Origin of the sequence: Acinetobacter sp. AOR12_HL (assembly GCF_027855275.1) — a bacterium.
Lineage (GTDB): Bacteria > Pseudomonadota > Gammaproteobacteria > Pseudomonadales > Moraxellaceae > Acinetobacter > Acinetobacter baumannii.
Genome location: NZ_JAKTIJ010000018.1, coordinates 47,779 through 61,364 on the forward strand (window position 1 = coordinate 47,779; position 13,586 = coordinate 61,364).

Here is a 13,586-nt window from a genome sequence, read left to right on the forward strand (position 1 = left end):
TTTGAGTAGTTAAAAAGTTTATAAAGCTAATTAAAATAGTACTTTTGTTTTACGAACTTTTTTTGCACACTAATATTTCTAATAAAATTAGTGAGCCATAAAATAAATTCATCTCTATACTCAAAACGAGGAAGTAGACTTAAGTCAACTTTTATCTCTCTTTCAGAAAGAGGCTTAGTTAAACATTCTTCAAAATCAATTTTGGTATATTTTAACTTTAAATCATTTTGTTCGGCTTCTTTTCTAATTTCTGCCATCACTCTATTGAGATTGGTTACAGGGTTATCCGTAATCTGGTACTTTTCATACATATTTTCGTATACATTTTCGGCAATATCTAAATATTTAATGAGTTCAGCATTCTCATTCATCTCTTCATCATCCTATTTTTTTGGAAATTATGTACCAGTAAATGTTTCTATACGTAATTTAAGATTATTTTTATGTGAAAAATATTTTAATAAAAATAACAATATAATCTCCAACTTATTATTTTTTATGTCATTATTAATTCTTTATAAAACATTTCCATATTTACTGTCATTTTTGATAAGTTTTATATGCTGATCATTTAAGCTTGTTAAATAAAAAAACCGCCCCAGAAGGCGGTAGCTGAATATTATCAGCCAGATATAGAAGTAAGGTGGACAAATACTTCTATATTTAAGAGGATATTTTATTATTTTTAATGAAATCCTCAGATTTAAAGTAGTTAATAATCATCTCAGCATTTTCTTCTTTGCTTGGTTCAGCAGCCACAGGAATTTCGGCTTGATCAATTTTAAAGCCTTTTGGAATATAGTTTGAAATTGGAGGAAGCTTCTCTTTCCCTCCAATTGTCATTCGCTCAATAAAGCCTGCAAGCCACAAAATGAATTCATCTTCATTTTTAAACTTGGGCATAAGACTTAAATCAATATGCACTGATTTTTCTTTATTAAATTGATTTAAGCATTCTTCAAAATTTATAAAATTGTACTTAAGTTTGAACTCAGTACCTTTAATTGCTTTACGAATCAAGCTAATTAAACAATTTAAATTTTGAATGGTATCTTCAGTAAATAAATTATCTTTTTTAATTTCCTTGTATACTTTCTCCGCTATAGCTAAATACTTTGGCATTTCTTCCTCCTCAATATTATTATAAATAATTGAAAATAAAAAAATTCATCTTCTGATTATGAAGACTTAATTGTAATTGAGTGCAAATAAATTTAAAACAATGTAAGAATTACCTATATTATGTAAAATTGCACCATAACGGAACACAAATAGTCAAACTAATGTTAAATATTTCACAATTTTATTTAATACTTTTAACTAATTAGAAATACTTTCTTTCAATTGTAAATGATTATTTTTCACACAACATGAGTAATAAATTATTATTAAAAAACAATGTAGAAATAATTTTTATAAGTACCTCTCATGCTTCTAGATTCACCATACTTTAGTCTTTTTTCAGTCATAAATTTGAAGAAAAACTTAATTAAAGATGAGGTTATAACACCTACCCATCTGTTATATTTTTTTGAAAAAACTCTGTATCTATGATTACACCTTGCCTTTCTTCATGATAGTAACTATCTAGACACGAGGTAGCTAACATGAGTTTTTTAAGAAAGAAAAATAAAGCTAGTTTTGTACTATTTATTATTACCCTCTATTCAATGCTAGGGTTCGGCTTAGGTTTTATTATTTGGGAGTATTTCCTACAAATTCCATAACTTGAGCTAATAATTAATTTTTAAAGTAGCCGTTTTGATGGTTCTTTGAAAGATAATGTTTGCTTTACCTTTATACGGCTAAACCAGGGTGGTTAAAAAAATACCTTCCACATATAAGGTGTTAATATTTGGAAGGTACTTTGCAATCAGCCAAAGCTAGTGTCTCGTAATTTCTGCATTAATTTCTAAGCTTATTTCTTTACTACGATGGTAAGCTGCTTTTAAAGCCAGCCGAATATCATCAGAGAGGTTGCCCAATTCAAACATTCGTAATGCAGACTCTGTAATACCATTCGCTAATGTGACCTTGCCACATAACTCACTAGGCTGAACATTACTTTTACGAACCATTTCTACAGCGCCTGATGCAGCTTGAAGTATTAGATCTAAAGCAAATTGCTTATCTAGCCCCATAGACACCCCTGTTTTCACCATACTGTCGAGAATATAGAAGAAGTAAGCTGGTCCTGAACCCGATAAAGCAATAATCGCGTCACTTTGGGATTCTGAATTTGCCCAATAGGTTCGCCCTGTTGCTGAGTAAATTGTTTCTATCACTTCTTTATCTAAAGGCTCTAAATAGTCTGAACCAATTAACACATGGGTACCTGTATAAGTTAATACAGGGGGATTAGAAATGACTCTGATAATTTTTTTTGAACCCGTAATACTCATTAATTGTTTAATATTAACTCCGGCCATCATCGACACAATAGTTTTATCAGCTAACCATTTTTTTAAGGGCGCCAGTATAGCCTTTAAGTCTTTTGGGTCTAGTAATAGAACAACTATATCTGCCTTTTTCACCTCATGTTGCTTTTGCTTTAGAATGATTTGATTCTCAAATTTGACTTCCTCTATTAGATTAATTTTTTCTCTTTGAAAGCCTTTTAAAACTAAACCTCCAATTAAAGCTAAAGACAAATTACTGCTACCAATGAAGCAAATATTAGGCTGTACTATATTCAACATTTAGAATTATTTCCTTCCTTTAGATATACTACAAAAAGAAATATTATTTATGACGTAAGTCATGTACCGTTAAGACAAGAAAAATTTAATAAATTTTCATGAATGTTAAGTTTAATTTTACAACGATTTTAAATTCTGAGCTAAGATTACTCTTTACTTATGACTTTATGAATAACAAATTAATCTAAATTGTTAAAAATATGTAATTAAAAATAATTTTTAGCTTATCTCATTAAAGAAATAGGCTTACCAGACTTAAAGTATTTAATTAAAATTTACTTAATAAAAACTTTGTTCTTTTTTAAAGAAACTTTCAGCTATTCTGGAGGCTTCTTGAAAATTAATTTCATTACACACCCAAAATGATAAAAGCTTTCCATCCAAATGGAAATATTGCTTGTGATATTCCGTTACATCATCTGAATGAGGATTTCCTATAGAGAAATAATTTTCATTATTCTTTCTTACTTTACCGTTTAAAATACCGCCAATACAAATATCCATTTTTATACCAGTTATAAAGTCAACTTATACAACACAATTCTAATTTCTATATTATATAAAACAAATAATCAACTTATTTAATTATCCATATAAAAAACCCACAAAGGAAGAAGTGGGTTTTTTAACTATCTTGATGATTAGAGCCGTTTAATTGAGCAAATCACTACAGATCAAATCGTCTAAAACCATCAAATTACTTTAGTTTAAGCATTCGTCACAATTGTGATATTCGAAGCTTGTGGGCCTTTTTTACCCTGTGTTACAGTAAACTGAACACGCTGACCTTCTAAAAGAACTTTAAAGCCTTGTGTTTGAATCTCAGAAAAATGTGCAAAAACATCTTTACCTTCATCAGTTTGAATAAAACCGAAACCTTTAGTTTCATTAAACCATTTTACTGTACCAGTAGTATTAGACATAAATTAATCCTAACTTTTAAAAACATTATCATTTATTATTGGGCAAACCAATAGAACTAAAAAATACACATTCTACTTAAATATCTAAAAATATACGGAGGATTATAAATAAAACTGCGAAAAGAGAGACTTTGGGTAACATGAATATTTTTGTAGTTAGTGTCGACTATACACGCTTCTTAACGAATTGCAATCGATATCTTAATTAATTCATTTCTTATTGAATACGAAGGTATCAAATTTTAACTTTCTATCTGATTTTCAATGATATTTAAATATAATTTTCTAACACTATATCTATATATTAATTAAATATATTTAATACTTTTCAAAGCATTGGATTTTTAATTTTCAAATAATTTAGAGTTTAAAAAATAAAATTGTGTAGGAACTTTCAAATACCATCCTTTAATTTACTTTTTTATAAATTATACATACTTGTCTGTATACATTATTCCTATTCTGCTTTAAAGTAGGCATGCAATTAACATATTGATGATAAACAGGAAGTATCAAGGTGAGCGGTCTTTTAGTTTTTATAACCATTGCTTTTCTTACTTTATCAAGCCCAGGCCCAGGCGTTTTATTTACAGTAACAAATTCAATAAATTATGGTGTGAGGACAGCTTTATTTGGTATTAGTGGTTTAATTATTGGTATGTTTATTATCGCCGTGATTTCTGCAAGCGGTGTCGGACTTATTATTACTAGCAACCCTACTATCTTCACTGCTTTAAAATTTATTGGGGCCTTTTACTTAATGTACTTAGGTTATAAAAATTTTATTAAAAAAACCCCGACTCAAGACTTATTAGAAACTGAACATAATGAAAAAGGGATAAAGAAATCAAAGCTTTTCTATCAAGGGTTGTTTGCCTCACTACTTAATCCAAAAACAATTGTCTTTTTTATTGCCCTTTTTCCACAGTTTATTGATATTAAAAAAGAAATATTAAATCAGTTTTTGGTTTTATCTTTAACATTCTGCTTGATCGGATTTTTAATTCATTTAGTTTATGCCAACTTTTCCTCAATATTCAAAGAGAAGATGCTTGCCGGAAATAATTTTTCTAAGCTCAATAAAGTCAGTGGTTGTATATTTTTTCTTTTAGCAGTTTTACTTATTACTCAATAAAACTATTTTATGAAAGTGAGCCAACTTGTAAGGCTATAACTCAATAGCTTTAGCAAGTTAGCTTTTCTATAAGCTGATACGATTAGCAAGCCATCCATAAAAGAATTGCTCATGCTTCGGATTTGTTTCCGTAATTTCAATATAGCGTTGGCCTTGCATAATATTAAGAAGCCGTACCAGCACTTTTTCACCTTCCTTACCACGGTTTTTAATATATTTTATTAAAGCCTGCAAAGTGGCTGGCCCATATTCACCATCTACCTTAAGGTCTACCCAGCCTTCTTTGCTCTGCCTATTCAATAAATTTAATGCACGTTGTAAAAGTGGTTTTGTGAAACTAATACCACAATTCACACCCGTGTCGAATAACTCTTCAGCAGTAAGTGCGCTGATCAAATTAACTTGATCAAATCGCGGCTCAAGCCAATATTGATTCCTATAAATTTCTCTGGCTGTCTCTAACGTTAAATTCTCCATTGCACCTTGATAACCATAACTACGAGCAACGGCTTGTGTAATTCCAAATTTAGTCGCATGCCCATGATCAAGTGGATCATTTACATAGCCACCTTCGCGTTTTATTAGTGCATCTAAATATTGTTCAATATTCATAAGAGTTGTCCTCATCTTTATTAGGGCCAAACAGCTATTAGCTTTGGATATCATCTTTCGCTTTTTTTAGATCTTTCATGACTTCAACAATGGTTTTTCCTTCTTGTTTATTAATGAAATTAAATATCCACCTCACAATTGCCCAACCAGGTAAGCCACAAATAAAGAAGAATCCACCTAAAGTGATCATTCCCCATATATCTGTCACCCACTCATGTAAATTCCATTTCATGATAATGAATGAGCCACCAGTCAAGCTTGAAACAACCGTACAAATCAAACCAACGACCCATTCTTGAGGTGAACGTGGAAAGCGCATAATTAAAACTACTGCAACAACTAAGCTCACTGCTAAAGCCACCATCATGACAGTGCCATAAAGGTTAAAAGCGGCAGCTAGCCCATTTGAAGTTAAAAAATTTTCCATAATTTAATCCTGCCTAAAGTGTAATTTTTTGAAAAATAATCATGGCTACTGCTTTGTTATTTTTCATATTTTTATATCTAACTCTGCTATGTACACAGATTTAATCTAGTCGATCTTGTTCTTTTTAAACCGCTACGAATGACATAAGCCTCAGTAAAACTACACCGCTAGATAACCTCTCTTTTTTGACCAAAAAGTTGAGATAACACGTTGCCGTATATCGGAAACTTTTGTGACGCATTAAATTCTTTGTTAGATTCTTCATGTTCTTGATACCCTTTATCGACGAACATTAAGCCTGATCCACGGAATCGGGCTTTTTTTATTCCATTTCTTGTTTTTAATAGTCTGTATAAACCACTCATCGACTATCACCATTTTTATATTCTGTCGTCCAGTGAGGCAGAATAATTGTTACTTTCTTAATAAGGTATTGATAAAATTAAGAAATAAATTTCAAATAAAATATTATTTTCGTTCTATCAATATGTCCTTATAACTGATATTATAACTATAGTTATTATTAGTCAATAACTATAGTTGTTTTACTAAATATAACTTAAGTTATATATTTGTTATAAGTTAGCTGGTGCGATCATTATGGCTCTTAAAGACCGTTTAAAAGATTCAAGGATTAAAGCTAAAAAAACACAGGCAGAGGTTGCTGAAGCAGTAAAAATGTCTCAGCCTGCTTATCAAGCTTTAGAATCGGGGAAGAATTTAAAATCTGCTTTTCTTCCACTCATTGCACAGTTTTTAGGTGTAGATGCTTATTGGCTTACTACAGGAAACTCAGAAGACTCTTTTAGAGAAAGTGATGTATTTAGTCCTACTGTCGTGAATAACGATGCAGCAGACCAATATGTCTGGATCGAAGTAGTTGAAGCGAGTTTTTCTTGTGGTACAGGCGAATCAATCGAATTTCATTTTGATGCAATTAATGGGAAAATTCCTTTCCCCGCTTCATTCTTTAAAGAAAAACGTGTTGCTCAGGAATGCATGCGTATTATTAAAGCTAAGGGCGATAGTATGACCGATTACATCAAAGATGGAGATCTGGTCGGTATTGATATTTCTCAAACAGAAGTAATTGATGGTGAAATCTATGCCGTTTATTTTGCTGGTGAAGGCATGATTAAACAAATTTTTAAAGAGGCAGATGGCTCTTTAATTTTGCATAGTTTAAATGAAAAATTTAGGGACCGACGTGTCACCGAAGAGAACGGAAAAAACTTTAAGGTCATGGGGCGTCAGTTCTGGAGAGCAGGCTAATTTAGTTATTAAATATAGCTAAAATAATAATAAGACCTTTTTCATCACTTTCGTCTTTTTATAACTTTAATTATTTAACTTTCTTCTTGATATAAAAAAACCTATCTCCTTTAAAAGGGATAGGTTTTTTTGCTTTATTACCATGATTTTATCAACAATATGTATTTAAACGATAAAGTTGATTAAACCCAGCATAGAAGCTTTTTCCGTCTTGGTTTAACTCAATTTCTTCACCAGTTTGAAGCTGAATTTTCTTTCCAACCTCAACCCAACGATAACCATCAAGCGAGTTTTGCTTACGGACGTGAGGAACAATCCTCACATTAATTTCATTGCCATTTACGGCTGTGGCGATTTGCCACTCATTTACTATATTCACAATCATTCACTCATCACTGAGCTCATGTGATTTAACGGTATTTAATTAGAACGCTAGATTTAAGGTATGGACAATTCGTCTAGAATTTAATATTTAGCTTTATATAGGGTTATTTATAAGCTAATTGCTTTCCATGATTTCGTATCATGAAAAGTAGTACATCACAGAGCATAATATTTTGGATGCGGGGGTCGGATTTGAACCAACGACCTTCGGGTTATGAGCCCGACGAGCTACCAGACTGCTCCACCCCGCAATTGGAAGTAAGCTTTATACGCTTATATATTTTATAAAGCAAACTTTATTTTTTAATCGGTTGTAATTATTAAGAATTATCTTTTTATTAATTTTTCTTTTTATCCGTTCAAATTAAATAAGCCCCCTCAATTTCAATTTTAACACTCTAAATTGTTGTATTTATTTTAAACAGAACCCGTTATTCATAGACAACAATTGCCATGCTTGGGTAGCTTTTATACTATCTAGTCTCAACCCATCATTTATAGTTTATATGTCTGATCCTCAGCTCTCTCTTAGTGAATATCTCGGTACAGTGCAAGAAGTCATACGCCTGACTTTTGACGAGCCTGTATGGGTGAGAGCGGAAATTCGTAATTTAAATGTTAAAGGTGGACATTATTATTTAGAGCTTGCAGAAAAAGATGCTGACACCGACAAGGTCATTGCAAGCTGTAAAGCAACCATCTGGAAATTTTCAGCCAGTAAAATTGTTCTAAAGTTTGAACGTGAAACAGGTATTGAGTTAGCTAGTGATTTAAACGTTTTAATCAAAATTAGAGCGCGTTTCGATCCACAATATGGATTTTCAGTCAATATTGAAGAAATAGACTCAAGTTTTACACTTGGAGAAATTGCAAAACGTTATCAACAAATTGTAGAACGTTTAACTCAAGAAGGGTTAATACATAAGAACAAACTTCTCCCTACTCCTTTTGATATACAAAATGTATTAGTTATTGCTCCTCAAAATGCTGCGGGTTTAGGTGACTTTAAAAAGGATGCGGATGCTCTTGAGCGAAATAGGGTTTGTCATTTTGTTTATCAAAGTGCGACCTTTCAGGGAAATACGGCTGCCGTCAGTCTTATGGAGTCGTTGGCAACAGGTTTAAAACAATGGGCAAATAATTTTAACTTTCCACCCGACCTGATTGTAATTATTCGCGGGGGTGGCGCTGTAAATGACTTAGCTTACTTAAATGACTATGAGCTCGCCGCCCTCCTCTGTAAACGCAGCGTGCCGATTTGGGTCGGTATTGGACATGAAAAAGATCGTACTATCCTTGACGAGATTGCACATCGTTCGTTTGATACTCCAAGTAAAGTAATTGCGGGTATTCGCAACCATATTGTTGAACGTGTACAAGAAGCTGTGGACAACCTGCAAACAATCAAACTCTTGTCACAACATCAAATTACGACCTACCAAAGCAAGAGTGATCAATATCTACAACATATTAAATCCTCTGCCCAAGCTCAGCTTAATTCAGCTCACCAGTTCCTTGAGCAGATAAAGGAACGCATTCAATTTGTTTCACAGCAACAAGTTAAATTTTCTCTATCGCAAACTGAATCTCTTATGCGAGAAATTCTTTTGCAAAACCCGAAACAAATTCAAGCAAAAGGTTATGCAATTGTAAGATCAGAAGGCAAAGCAATTCGTTCCATTCACCAAATCACAAGCTCTACCATTACTGTTGATATGCAAGATGGAGCGATTAACGCTAATATTACCGAGGTAATTCCAAATGAATGATAAAGAACTGACTTTTAAAGAAGGTCATGACATTTTAAAGCGAAATGCCGAATTACTTGAATCTCAAGAAAGCCCGGATATTGATAATTTGATGAAGATTGTTGAAGAATCCATTGGTGCTTATAAAGCTTGCAAATCTCGCATTGAAGCAGTCCAGCAAGCTTTAGATGAAACTTTTAAAGAATAAATTTCCATAAAAAAAGCCCATTTCTACTTCTCATTGAAGAAATGGGCTTAGTGAACACCACTTAGTCCTGAAATACAAAAATGTGGATTAGGTCACATTTTTGCAGAAATATAGTCCCATAAGGACCCCTTGGTGTTCAAGATTTTAATTGTGTCTATACGTTAGTTTGCTTTTATTTTAAGCAACACTAAAACAGATGAAAAAATCAACTTTCCTTCGCCCCTCTATAATTCATCTTCATTAAACGGGCCAACTAATTTATAAATTTTTCCATCTTTTGGGTTTTCATAGAGTAAATCCATATTCGGTAGAATAATATCGTCATCAATTTCGATATGCTCTACACTTTTATACAGCTCTAATTTCTGATCATTCGCAGGCCTAACCTTTGCTAAAGCAATACTTTCTTGGTCAAACTGATCTTTAATAACAACTTTTAATCTCTTCATGAAAAAACTCCTGTATATTAAATTTTTTAATATAAATTAATTTGTTAGGTCTAAAATGAGCTAATCGCTGAATAGCCGATTGGCATGGCAAAAAAAGTTAAAATAAATGCAGCAATACGTTGTAAATTACGTTGATTTAACCAAGTGACTTTATTTGAGATTAATACTGTTCCAAACATAATCCATAAAAAAGCAATTGGGGTAATTAAAGATAAAAAGACAACAATGTGAATAAAATATAAATGAGGAACTTCCCACGCTGCATGTGGAAAAATTGCTGAAGCAAAAAGTAAAGCTTTCGGATTTAAAAGTGTCGCAAGAAATAAAGCTTTTGGCGTAATAAGCGGTCGGTCTAACTTAATATCTTCAGACGATGTCATCCAGAGTTTAAAAGCAAGATAGAGTATAAAGCCCGCACTCATCAGCTTTAATATGGCTGGAAGCCATGGAATGAAATGAGACACCGATTCAAGTAAAACACCCCATGAGGTAATTGCGATCAGGTAACCTATTACCTCTGCCGGAATCAACTTAAGAGAATGCTTTACCCCTGCTTGTATGCCAGCCGAGGCTAATAATGTATTTGTTGGTCCTGGAGTCAACAAAATAGTGACTACAAGTCCAATAAATAAAAATGACACCATAGGCAAAAACTCTATTGATTACGCTAGGCGAAATATGTCAAAAACAATCCTGTATTGTCGACAAAATCGTTGTAACAAGAAATATTACAAATATTTTTTATTTTTTAAAATCAAATCCTTAATAAAAAATGAACTCAAGCTTCACTATAAATTATTCAATTTTAAATTTGCAAAATACGTCACATAAATTTTAAAAAAAACCAAAGTAAGTTAAAAATAGACTTAATTTATCTATAAAAATGAAGTGGTTATTTTTGTATCTTTTTAGATGAATTCTCACGTTTTTCATCCCACAAAAAAGAAAAATTACAGAGCTTGAAATTATCAAATTGATCAATATATATACACATGAAAATCGTGATTTTACTGAATAGATGTATCGTTCCCATCAATTCATTGATCGCCGCTTTCATCGAATTAAATAGTTGATGGAGGATGCATGATGAATGCTTATGTACGCCCTCATCCCGATGGTTTTAAATCTTATTTAGGAAAGGATCAGAAAACCGGCCTCTATACAGTACGGGTTGGTTGGACAGTATATGAAACCAATGCCAATGGTTCTGTTTTGTATATTGTTAAAGAGGAAAGTAAGATTCCACTGGATGTAGAAAAGTTTAAAACTGACCGACCTAAAATCTATGATGCGCTTTTAAATGAAGTGCAATTTCAACGCAGAAAACAATTGGCTATTGATCTTCAAAAGTCCAATATTCCCTCTTATGATCGTAAAGCCTACAAAAAGCGCCGCGGCTTTACAGGTTCTTAATTTAATCCTCCCATAGTCAAGTCATACAGAAAAAGCACCCGTGGGTGCTTTTTCTTTATCGACCAGTTGCAATTAATACAAACAAGCTCAGTATTAAAGTGCTTAATGATCGTTTGCAGTGTACGTGGACTTCATGCTCAGCTCCGTGAGCGTACTGTTCTATGTTTTCCATTACGTGTGCCCTTAAAGTTCACACTAATAATTTGCCTAATTTTCATACATTAAAAAATTAGCCAAAAGTATTATATCCAAACAAATTTTATTTTTTGTTTTTAGGTATCTCTTCTTAAGGTTTTACTGTCTTTTTAGAATTTAGCTAACAAAGTACCTGTAACATTCTTATACGAGGTTAATCTCGTATTGAGCATTTGTAGATCTTTCATTTCAAAGTGCCCGATAGGAAAAATGATTTTATAAAATGAAAAAAGATAACAATATTCGGTTTTTTAATAATAGCCTTTCAAAAGGAGAATATTAAAATGAATAGCTCACAAGAACCAAATCAATCTCTGTTTAATCAATCATCTACTTCTATTCAAGCCTGCATTGAATGTATGTTTGCTTGTAAGCATTGTGCCTCTGCATGTTTACAAGAAGAGCATGTGCATATGATGCGTGAGTGTATCAAACACTGCTTAACCTGTGTAGAAACCTGTCAGTTATGCACATCTTTAGAATTAAGACATTCCGAACTTGCTGAACAAGCCATGCAGTTATGTGCTAATGCATGTCAACTATGTGCAGCTGAGTGTAGTAAACACGAACATGAGCATTGCCAGGTTTGTGCAAAAGCATGTTTAGCATGTGCTCAAGCTTGTCAGGCATATCGTGCTTAATTTTTAGACGTGCTTAGAAACCTACGGCCTATTACGTTCGTAGGTTTTTAAACTTTATAGAACAAAGAATTAAATTTTTAGATCAGATGAGTCATTACTTTTTTAGGCATAAAAAAAACCCGCATCTTGGGGAAAATGCAGGCTCTTAGATCTCCCACAACGACCATGAGTTCATTATTAAGCTTGAACTTTAAACCGTTAACTAAATGTACCCTTAATAAAAATAAATTGCAATACAGAATAGTCTGTATATTTGAAATATTTTATTATTTTTACATTACTTTTTCTTAAATAGTTTAAAAACATAAGCTATCCCACACTTAGAAATAACTTTTCATAGGCATTAAAAAAGCCCGTTTCACGGGCTTTTCTGCAACGTTGAGCACTCAAAAAATGTGTCTATCCATTTTTATTTGCTCTTTGCTAGCTGTTTATAAGGTCTTATCGTATCTTTTGCCCTGTCCCAAGTTTTCCCTGTGGATCGAGGAGATATTACGATTACCTTAAGTACATTTATAGCACATTATTTATTCATGGCTAGTGCTGTTCACGTTTTTTTACAAATGAATAAAATACTTCAAACCTTCATATTTCAAGGGTTTTCGATGCCATTTGGGTACTGGCGAGCCGTATCACAAATTGGATACCACTTCACTTGTGAATTGACAAATGCATGAGAGATGACTGGCGTCGATATTTCTTCATTAATGAGCCCTACCCTTAAACGCACCACATCAGGTTTATCTAAACGTTCACTCCAGACAGGTGAACCGCAGGTTTTACAGAACACTCTTTTTTTATTAGGCGATGCAAAATATGCTTGCAAAAGATTTTCACCCTGTACAATCTCTAAATCGCTTTTTTGTACTTGAGTGATGGCCGCAAAAGCAGCCCCTTGTGCTTTTTGGCATTGCTTACAATGACAGACCATCATGGGTTCTAATTCGGCATTAATACGAAGTTGAATCCCATTACAAAGACAAGAAGCTGTATAAGCCATGATTTTTCCTTTTTTATTTTTATAAGGTTTAACTTACCCCTACACCTTTTTCAATGTGGTCTAAAATCGCACACGAAGCCTGCTGGTCACCACAGCAATCATCAGCTGAAGCCTGCAAAATATTAACCATTTCCTGTAAATGAGCAATTTTTTGCTTTAATTCGGCAATGTGTTTTACGGTTAAAGCTTTCACCTCTGCACTATGCCGATCGGTATTTTTCCAAAGCGAAATAAGCTCTTTCATCTGTTCAGATGAAAAACCTAACTCTCTGGCATGTTTTAAAAAGTTTAAAGTTTTAAGGTCTGTTTCTGAATAAATGCGATAGCCAGAAGCAGAACGCTGAGCTGCTTCAAGTAAACCGATTTCTTCATAGTAGCGAATCATTTTCGCTGAAATACCCGAATGTTTGGATGCCTGACCGATATTCATCTCACACCTCAAATATTAAATTTGTTTTAAGACCTGCTGTCATGATCTTA

The 13,586-nt window shown here is 32.8% G+C and carries 19 protein-coding genes and 1 tRNA gene; 7 read left to right on the plus strand and 13 right to left on the minus strand.

Features of this window, described 5'->3' with window-relative positions; all coding sequences use genetic code 11:
* Positions 1 to 26 precede the first annotated feature (26 nt).
* Together MKL36_RS08225 and MKL36_RS08230 are read right to left on the minus strand one after the other, a co-directional pair.
* A complete protein-coding gene (locus tag MKL36_RS08225; RefSeq protein ID WP_001004676.1) occupies positions 27 to 371 on the minus strand; it encodes a hypothetical protein in 345 nt (114 codons plus the stop codon).
* 292 nt (positions 372 to 663) lie between these two features.
* Positions 664 to 1,122 carry a hypothetical protein gene (locus MKL36_RS08230; protein ID WP_001127325.1) on the minus strand — a complete coding sequence of 153 codons (459 nt, stop codon included), beginning with the start codon at positions 1,120 to 1,122 and terminating at the stop codon, positions 664 to 666.
* 485 nt (positions 1,123 to 1,607) lie between these two features.
* Here MKL36_RS08230 and MKL36_RS08235 point away from each other — a divergent pair, with 485 nt between their 5' ends.
* A complete protein-coding gene (locus tag MKL36_RS08235; protein ID WP_001982898.1) occupies positions 1,608 to 1,727 on the plus strand; it encodes a hypothetical protein in 120 nt (39 codons plus the stop codon).
* A 156-nt stretch (positions 1,728 to 1,883) separates the two neighbouring features.
* Here the strand turns inward: MKL36_RS08235 and MKL36_RS08240 are convergent, their stop codons facing one another.
* From MKL36_RS08240 to MKL36_RS08250, 3 genes are all read right to left on the minus strand, one after another.
* The gene (locus MKL36_RS08240) at positions 1,884 to 2,699 is read right to left on the minus strand and encodes a pyrroline-5-carboxylate reductase family protein (RefSeq protein ID WP_000932369.1); all 816 of its coding nucleotides are present in this window, start codon (positions 2,697 to 2,699) and stop codon (positions 1,884 to 1,886) included.
* 279 nt (positions 2,700 to 2,978) lie between these two features.
* Positions 2,979 to 3,203: a hypothetical protein gene (locus MKL36_RS08245; RefSeq protein WP_000350299.1), complete on the minus strand. Its 225-nt coding sequence runs from the start codon at positions 3,201 to 3,203 to the stop codon at positions 2,979 to 2,981.
* A gap of 203 nt (positions 3,204 to 3,406) precedes the next feature.
* On the minus strand, positions 3,407 to 3,622 hold the full coding sequence (locus tag MKL36_RS08250; RefSeq protein ID WP_000072673.1) for a cold-shock protein: 216 nt from the start codon (positions 3,620 to 3,622) through the stop codon (positions 3,407 to 3,409).
* A gap of 517 nt (positions 3,623 to 4,139) precedes the next feature.
* Here MKL36_RS08250 and MKL36_RS08255 point away from each other — a divergent pair.
* Complete coding sequence (locus MKL36_RS08255) at positions 4,140 to 4,757, plus strand: LysE family translocator (protein ID WP_002058137.1); 618 nt, start codon at positions 4,140 to 4,142, stop codon at positions 4,755 to 4,757.
* A 66-nt stretch (positions 4,758 to 4,823) separates the two neighbouring features.
* Here MKL36_RS08255 and MKL36_RS08260 read toward each other — a convergent pair whose 3' ends face one another.
* Both MKL36_RS08260 and MKL36_RS08265 read right to left on the minus strand, forming a co-directional pair.
* Entirely contained in the window at positions 4,824 to 5,369 is a 546-nt protein-coding gene (locus tag MKL36_RS08260) for a glycoside hydrolase family 108 protein (protein ID WP_021510508.1), read from the minus strand.
* A gap of 37 nt (positions 5,370 to 5,406) precedes the next feature.
* Positions 5,407 to 5,796, minus strand: a complete 390-nt coding sequence (locus MKL36_RS08265) for a hypothetical protein (protein WP_000427180.1) — start codon at positions 5,794 to 5,796, stop codon at positions 5,407 to 5,409.
* 600 nt (positions 5,797 to 6,396) lie between these two features.
* Between MKL36_RS08265 and MKL36_RS08270 the strand changes: the two genes are divergently transcribed.
* On the plus strand, positions 6,397 to 7,068 hold the full coding sequence (locus MKL36_RS08270) for an XRE family transcriptional regulator (protein ID WP_001185369.1): 672 nt from the start codon (positions 6,397 to 6,399) through the stop codon (positions 7,066 to 7,068).
* Between the two features lie 151 nt (positions 7,069 to 7,219).
* On the opposite strand, the gene MKL36_RS08275 is transcribed toward MKL36_RS08270, so the two are convergent.
* On the minus strand, positions 7,220 to 7,453 hold the full coding sequence (locus MKL36_RS08275; RefSeq protein ID WP_000636785.1) for a transposase: 234 nt from the start codon (positions 7,451 to 7,453) through the stop codon (positions 7,220 to 7,222).
* Between the two features lie 173 nt (positions 7,454 to 7,626).
* A tRNA-Met gene (locus MKL36_RS08280) sits at positions 7,627 to 7,703 on the minus strand.
* Positions 7,704 to 7,958: 255 nt separating this feature from the next.
* Here MKL36_RS08280 and xseA point away from each other — a divergent pair.
* Positions 7,959 to 9,221, plus strand: a complete 1,263-nt coding sequence (gene xseA, locus MKL36_RS08285) for an exodeoxyribonuclease VII large subunit (protein ID WP_001283238.1) — start codon at positions 7,959 to 7,961, stop codon at positions 9,219 to 9,221.
* Complete coding sequence (gene xseB / locus MKL36_RS08290) at positions 9,214 to 9,408, plus strand: exodeoxyribonuclease VII small subunit (RefSeq protein ID WP_000998196.1); 195 nt, start codon at positions 9,214 to 9,216, stop codon at positions 9,406 to 9,408. The genes xseA and xseB overlap by 8 nt, the downstream gene beginning before the upstream one ends.
* 224 nt (positions 9,409 to 9,632) lie before the next feature.
* On the opposite strand, the gene MKL36_RS08295 is transcribed toward xseB, so the two are convergent.
* Together MKL36_RS08295 and MKL36_RS08300 are read right to left on the minus strand one after the other, a co-directional pair.
* On the minus strand, positions 9,633 to 9,857 hold the full coding sequence (locus tag MKL36_RS08295) for a hypothetical protein (protein ID WP_000825869.1): 225 nt from the start codon (positions 9,855 to 9,857) through the stop codon (positions 9,633 to 9,635).
* A 50-nt stretch (positions 9,858 to 9,907) separates the two neighbouring features.
* On the minus strand, positions 9,908 to 10,501 hold the full coding sequence (locus MKL36_RS08300) for a LysE family translocator (protein ID WP_002070071.1): 594 nt from the start codon (positions 10,499 to 10,501) through the stop codon (positions 9,908 to 9,910).
* Between the two features lie 439 nt (positions 10,502 to 10,940).
* On the opposite strand from MKL36_RS08300, the gene MKL36_RS08305 reads away from it, so the two are divergent.
* Positions 10,941 to 11,270, plus strand: coding sequence for a hypothetical protein (locus MKL36_RS08305; protein ID WP_000980495.1), 330 nt, complete (start codon positions 10,941 to 10,943; stop codon positions 11,268 to 11,270).
* A 479-nt stretch (positions 11,271 to 11,749) separates the two neighbouring features.
* Complete coding sequence (locus MKL36_RS08310; protein ID WP_021510509.1) at positions 11,750 to 12,106, plus strand: four-helix bundle copper-binding protein; 357 nt, start codon at positions 11,750 to 11,752, stop codon at positions 12,104 to 12,106.
* Positions 12,107 to 12,698: 592 nt separating this feature from the next.
* Here MKL36_RS08310 and MKL36_RS08315 read toward each other — a convergent pair.
* Positions 12,699 to 13,106 (minus strand): GFA family protein, encoded by a 408-nt coding sequence (locus MKL36_RS08315; RefSeq protein WP_021510510.1) that lies wholly within the window; start codon positions 13,104 to 13,106, stop codon positions 12,699 to 12,701.
* A gap of 28 nt (positions 13,107 to 13,134) precedes the next feature.
* On the minus strand, positions 13,135 to 13,536 hold the full coding sequence (gene cueR / locus MKL36_RS08320) for a Cu(I)-responsive transcriptional regulator (protein WP_001020650.1): 402 nt from the start codon (positions 13,534 to 13,536) through the stop codon (positions 13,135 to 13,137).
* Between the last annotated feature and the right edge of the window lie 50 nt (positions 13,537 to 13,586).

What these genes read in the sequence shown, in the direction of transcription:
- MKL36_RS08225 (WP_001004676.1), bottom strand. Translation starts at nt 371, where the DNA reads ATGAATGAGAATGCTGAACTCATTAAATATTTAGATATTGCCGAAAAT.
- MKL36_RS08230 (WP_001127325.1), bottom strand. Translation starts at nt 1,122, where the DNA reads ATGCCAAAGTATTTAGCTATAGCGGAGAAAGTATACAAGGAAATTAAA.
- MKL36_RS08235 (WP_001982898.1), top strand. Translation starts at nt 1,608, where the DNA reads ATGAGTTTTTTAAGAAAGAAAAATAAAGCTAGTTTTGTACTATTTATT.
- MKL36_RS08240 (WP_000932369.1), bottom strand. Translation starts at nt 2,699, where the DNA reads ATGTTGAATATAGTACAGCCTAATATTTGCTTCATTGGTAGCAGTAAT.
- MKL36_RS08245 (WP_000350299.1), bottom strand. Translation starts at nt 3,203, where the DNA reads ATGGATATTTGTATTGGCGGTATTTTAAACGGTAAAGTAAGAAAGAAT.
- MKL36_RS08250 (WP_000072673.1), bottom strand. Translation starts at nt 3,622, where the DNA reads ATGTCTAATACTACTGGTACAGTAAAATGGTTTAATGAAACTAAAGGT.
- MKL36_RS08260 (WP_021510508.1), bottom strand. Translation starts at nt 5,369, where the DNA reads ATGAATATTGAACAATATTTAGATGCACTAATAAAACGCGAAGGTGGC.
- MKL36_RS08265 (WP_000427180.1), bottom strand. Translation starts at nt 5,796, where the DNA reads ATGGAAAATTTTTTAACTTCAAATGGGCTAGCTGCCGCTTTTAACCTT.
- MKL36_RS08270 (WP_001185369.1), top strand. Translation starts at nt 6,397, where the DNA reads ATGGCTCTTAAAGACCGTTTAAAAGATTCAAGGATTAAAGCTAAAAAA.
- MKL36_RS08275 (WP_000636785.1), bottom strand. Translation starts at nt 7,453, where the DNA reads ATGATTGTGAATATAGTAAATGAGTGGCAAATCGCCACAGCCGTAAAT.
- xseA (WP_001283238.1), top strand. Translation starts at nt 7,959, where the DNA reads ATGTCTGATCCTCAGCTCTCTCTTAGTGAATATCTCGGTACAGTGCAA.
- xseB (WP_000998196.1), top strand. Translation starts at nt 9,214, where the DNA reads ATGAATGATAAAGAACTGACTTTTAAAGAAGGTCATGACATTTTAAAG.
- MKL36_RS08295 (WP_000825869.1), bottom strand. Translation starts at nt 9,857, where the DNA reads ATGAAGAGATTAAAAGTTGTTATTAAAGATCAGTTTGACCAAGAAAGT.
- MKL36_RS08300 (WP_002070071.1), bottom strand. Translation starts at nt 10,501, where the DNA reads ATGGTGTCATTTTTATTTATTGGACTTGTAGTCACTATTTTGTTGACT.
- MKL36_RS08305 (WP_000980495.1), top strand. Translation starts at nt 10,941, where the DNA reads ATGATGAATGCTTATGTACGCCCTCATCCCGATGGTTTTAAATCTTAT.
- MKL36_RS08310 (WP_021510509.1), top strand. Translation starts at nt 11,750, where the DNA reads ATGAATAGCTCACAAGAACCAAATCAATCTCTGTTTAATCAATCATCT.
- MKL36_RS08315 (WP_021510510.1), bottom strand. Translation starts at nt 13,106, where the DNA reads ATGGCTTATACAGCTTCTTGTCTTTGTAATGGGATTCAACTTCGTATT.
- cueR (WP_001020650.1), bottom strand. Translation starts at nt 13,536, where the DNA reads ATGAATATCGGTCAGGCATCCAAACATTCGGGTATTTCAGCGAAAATG.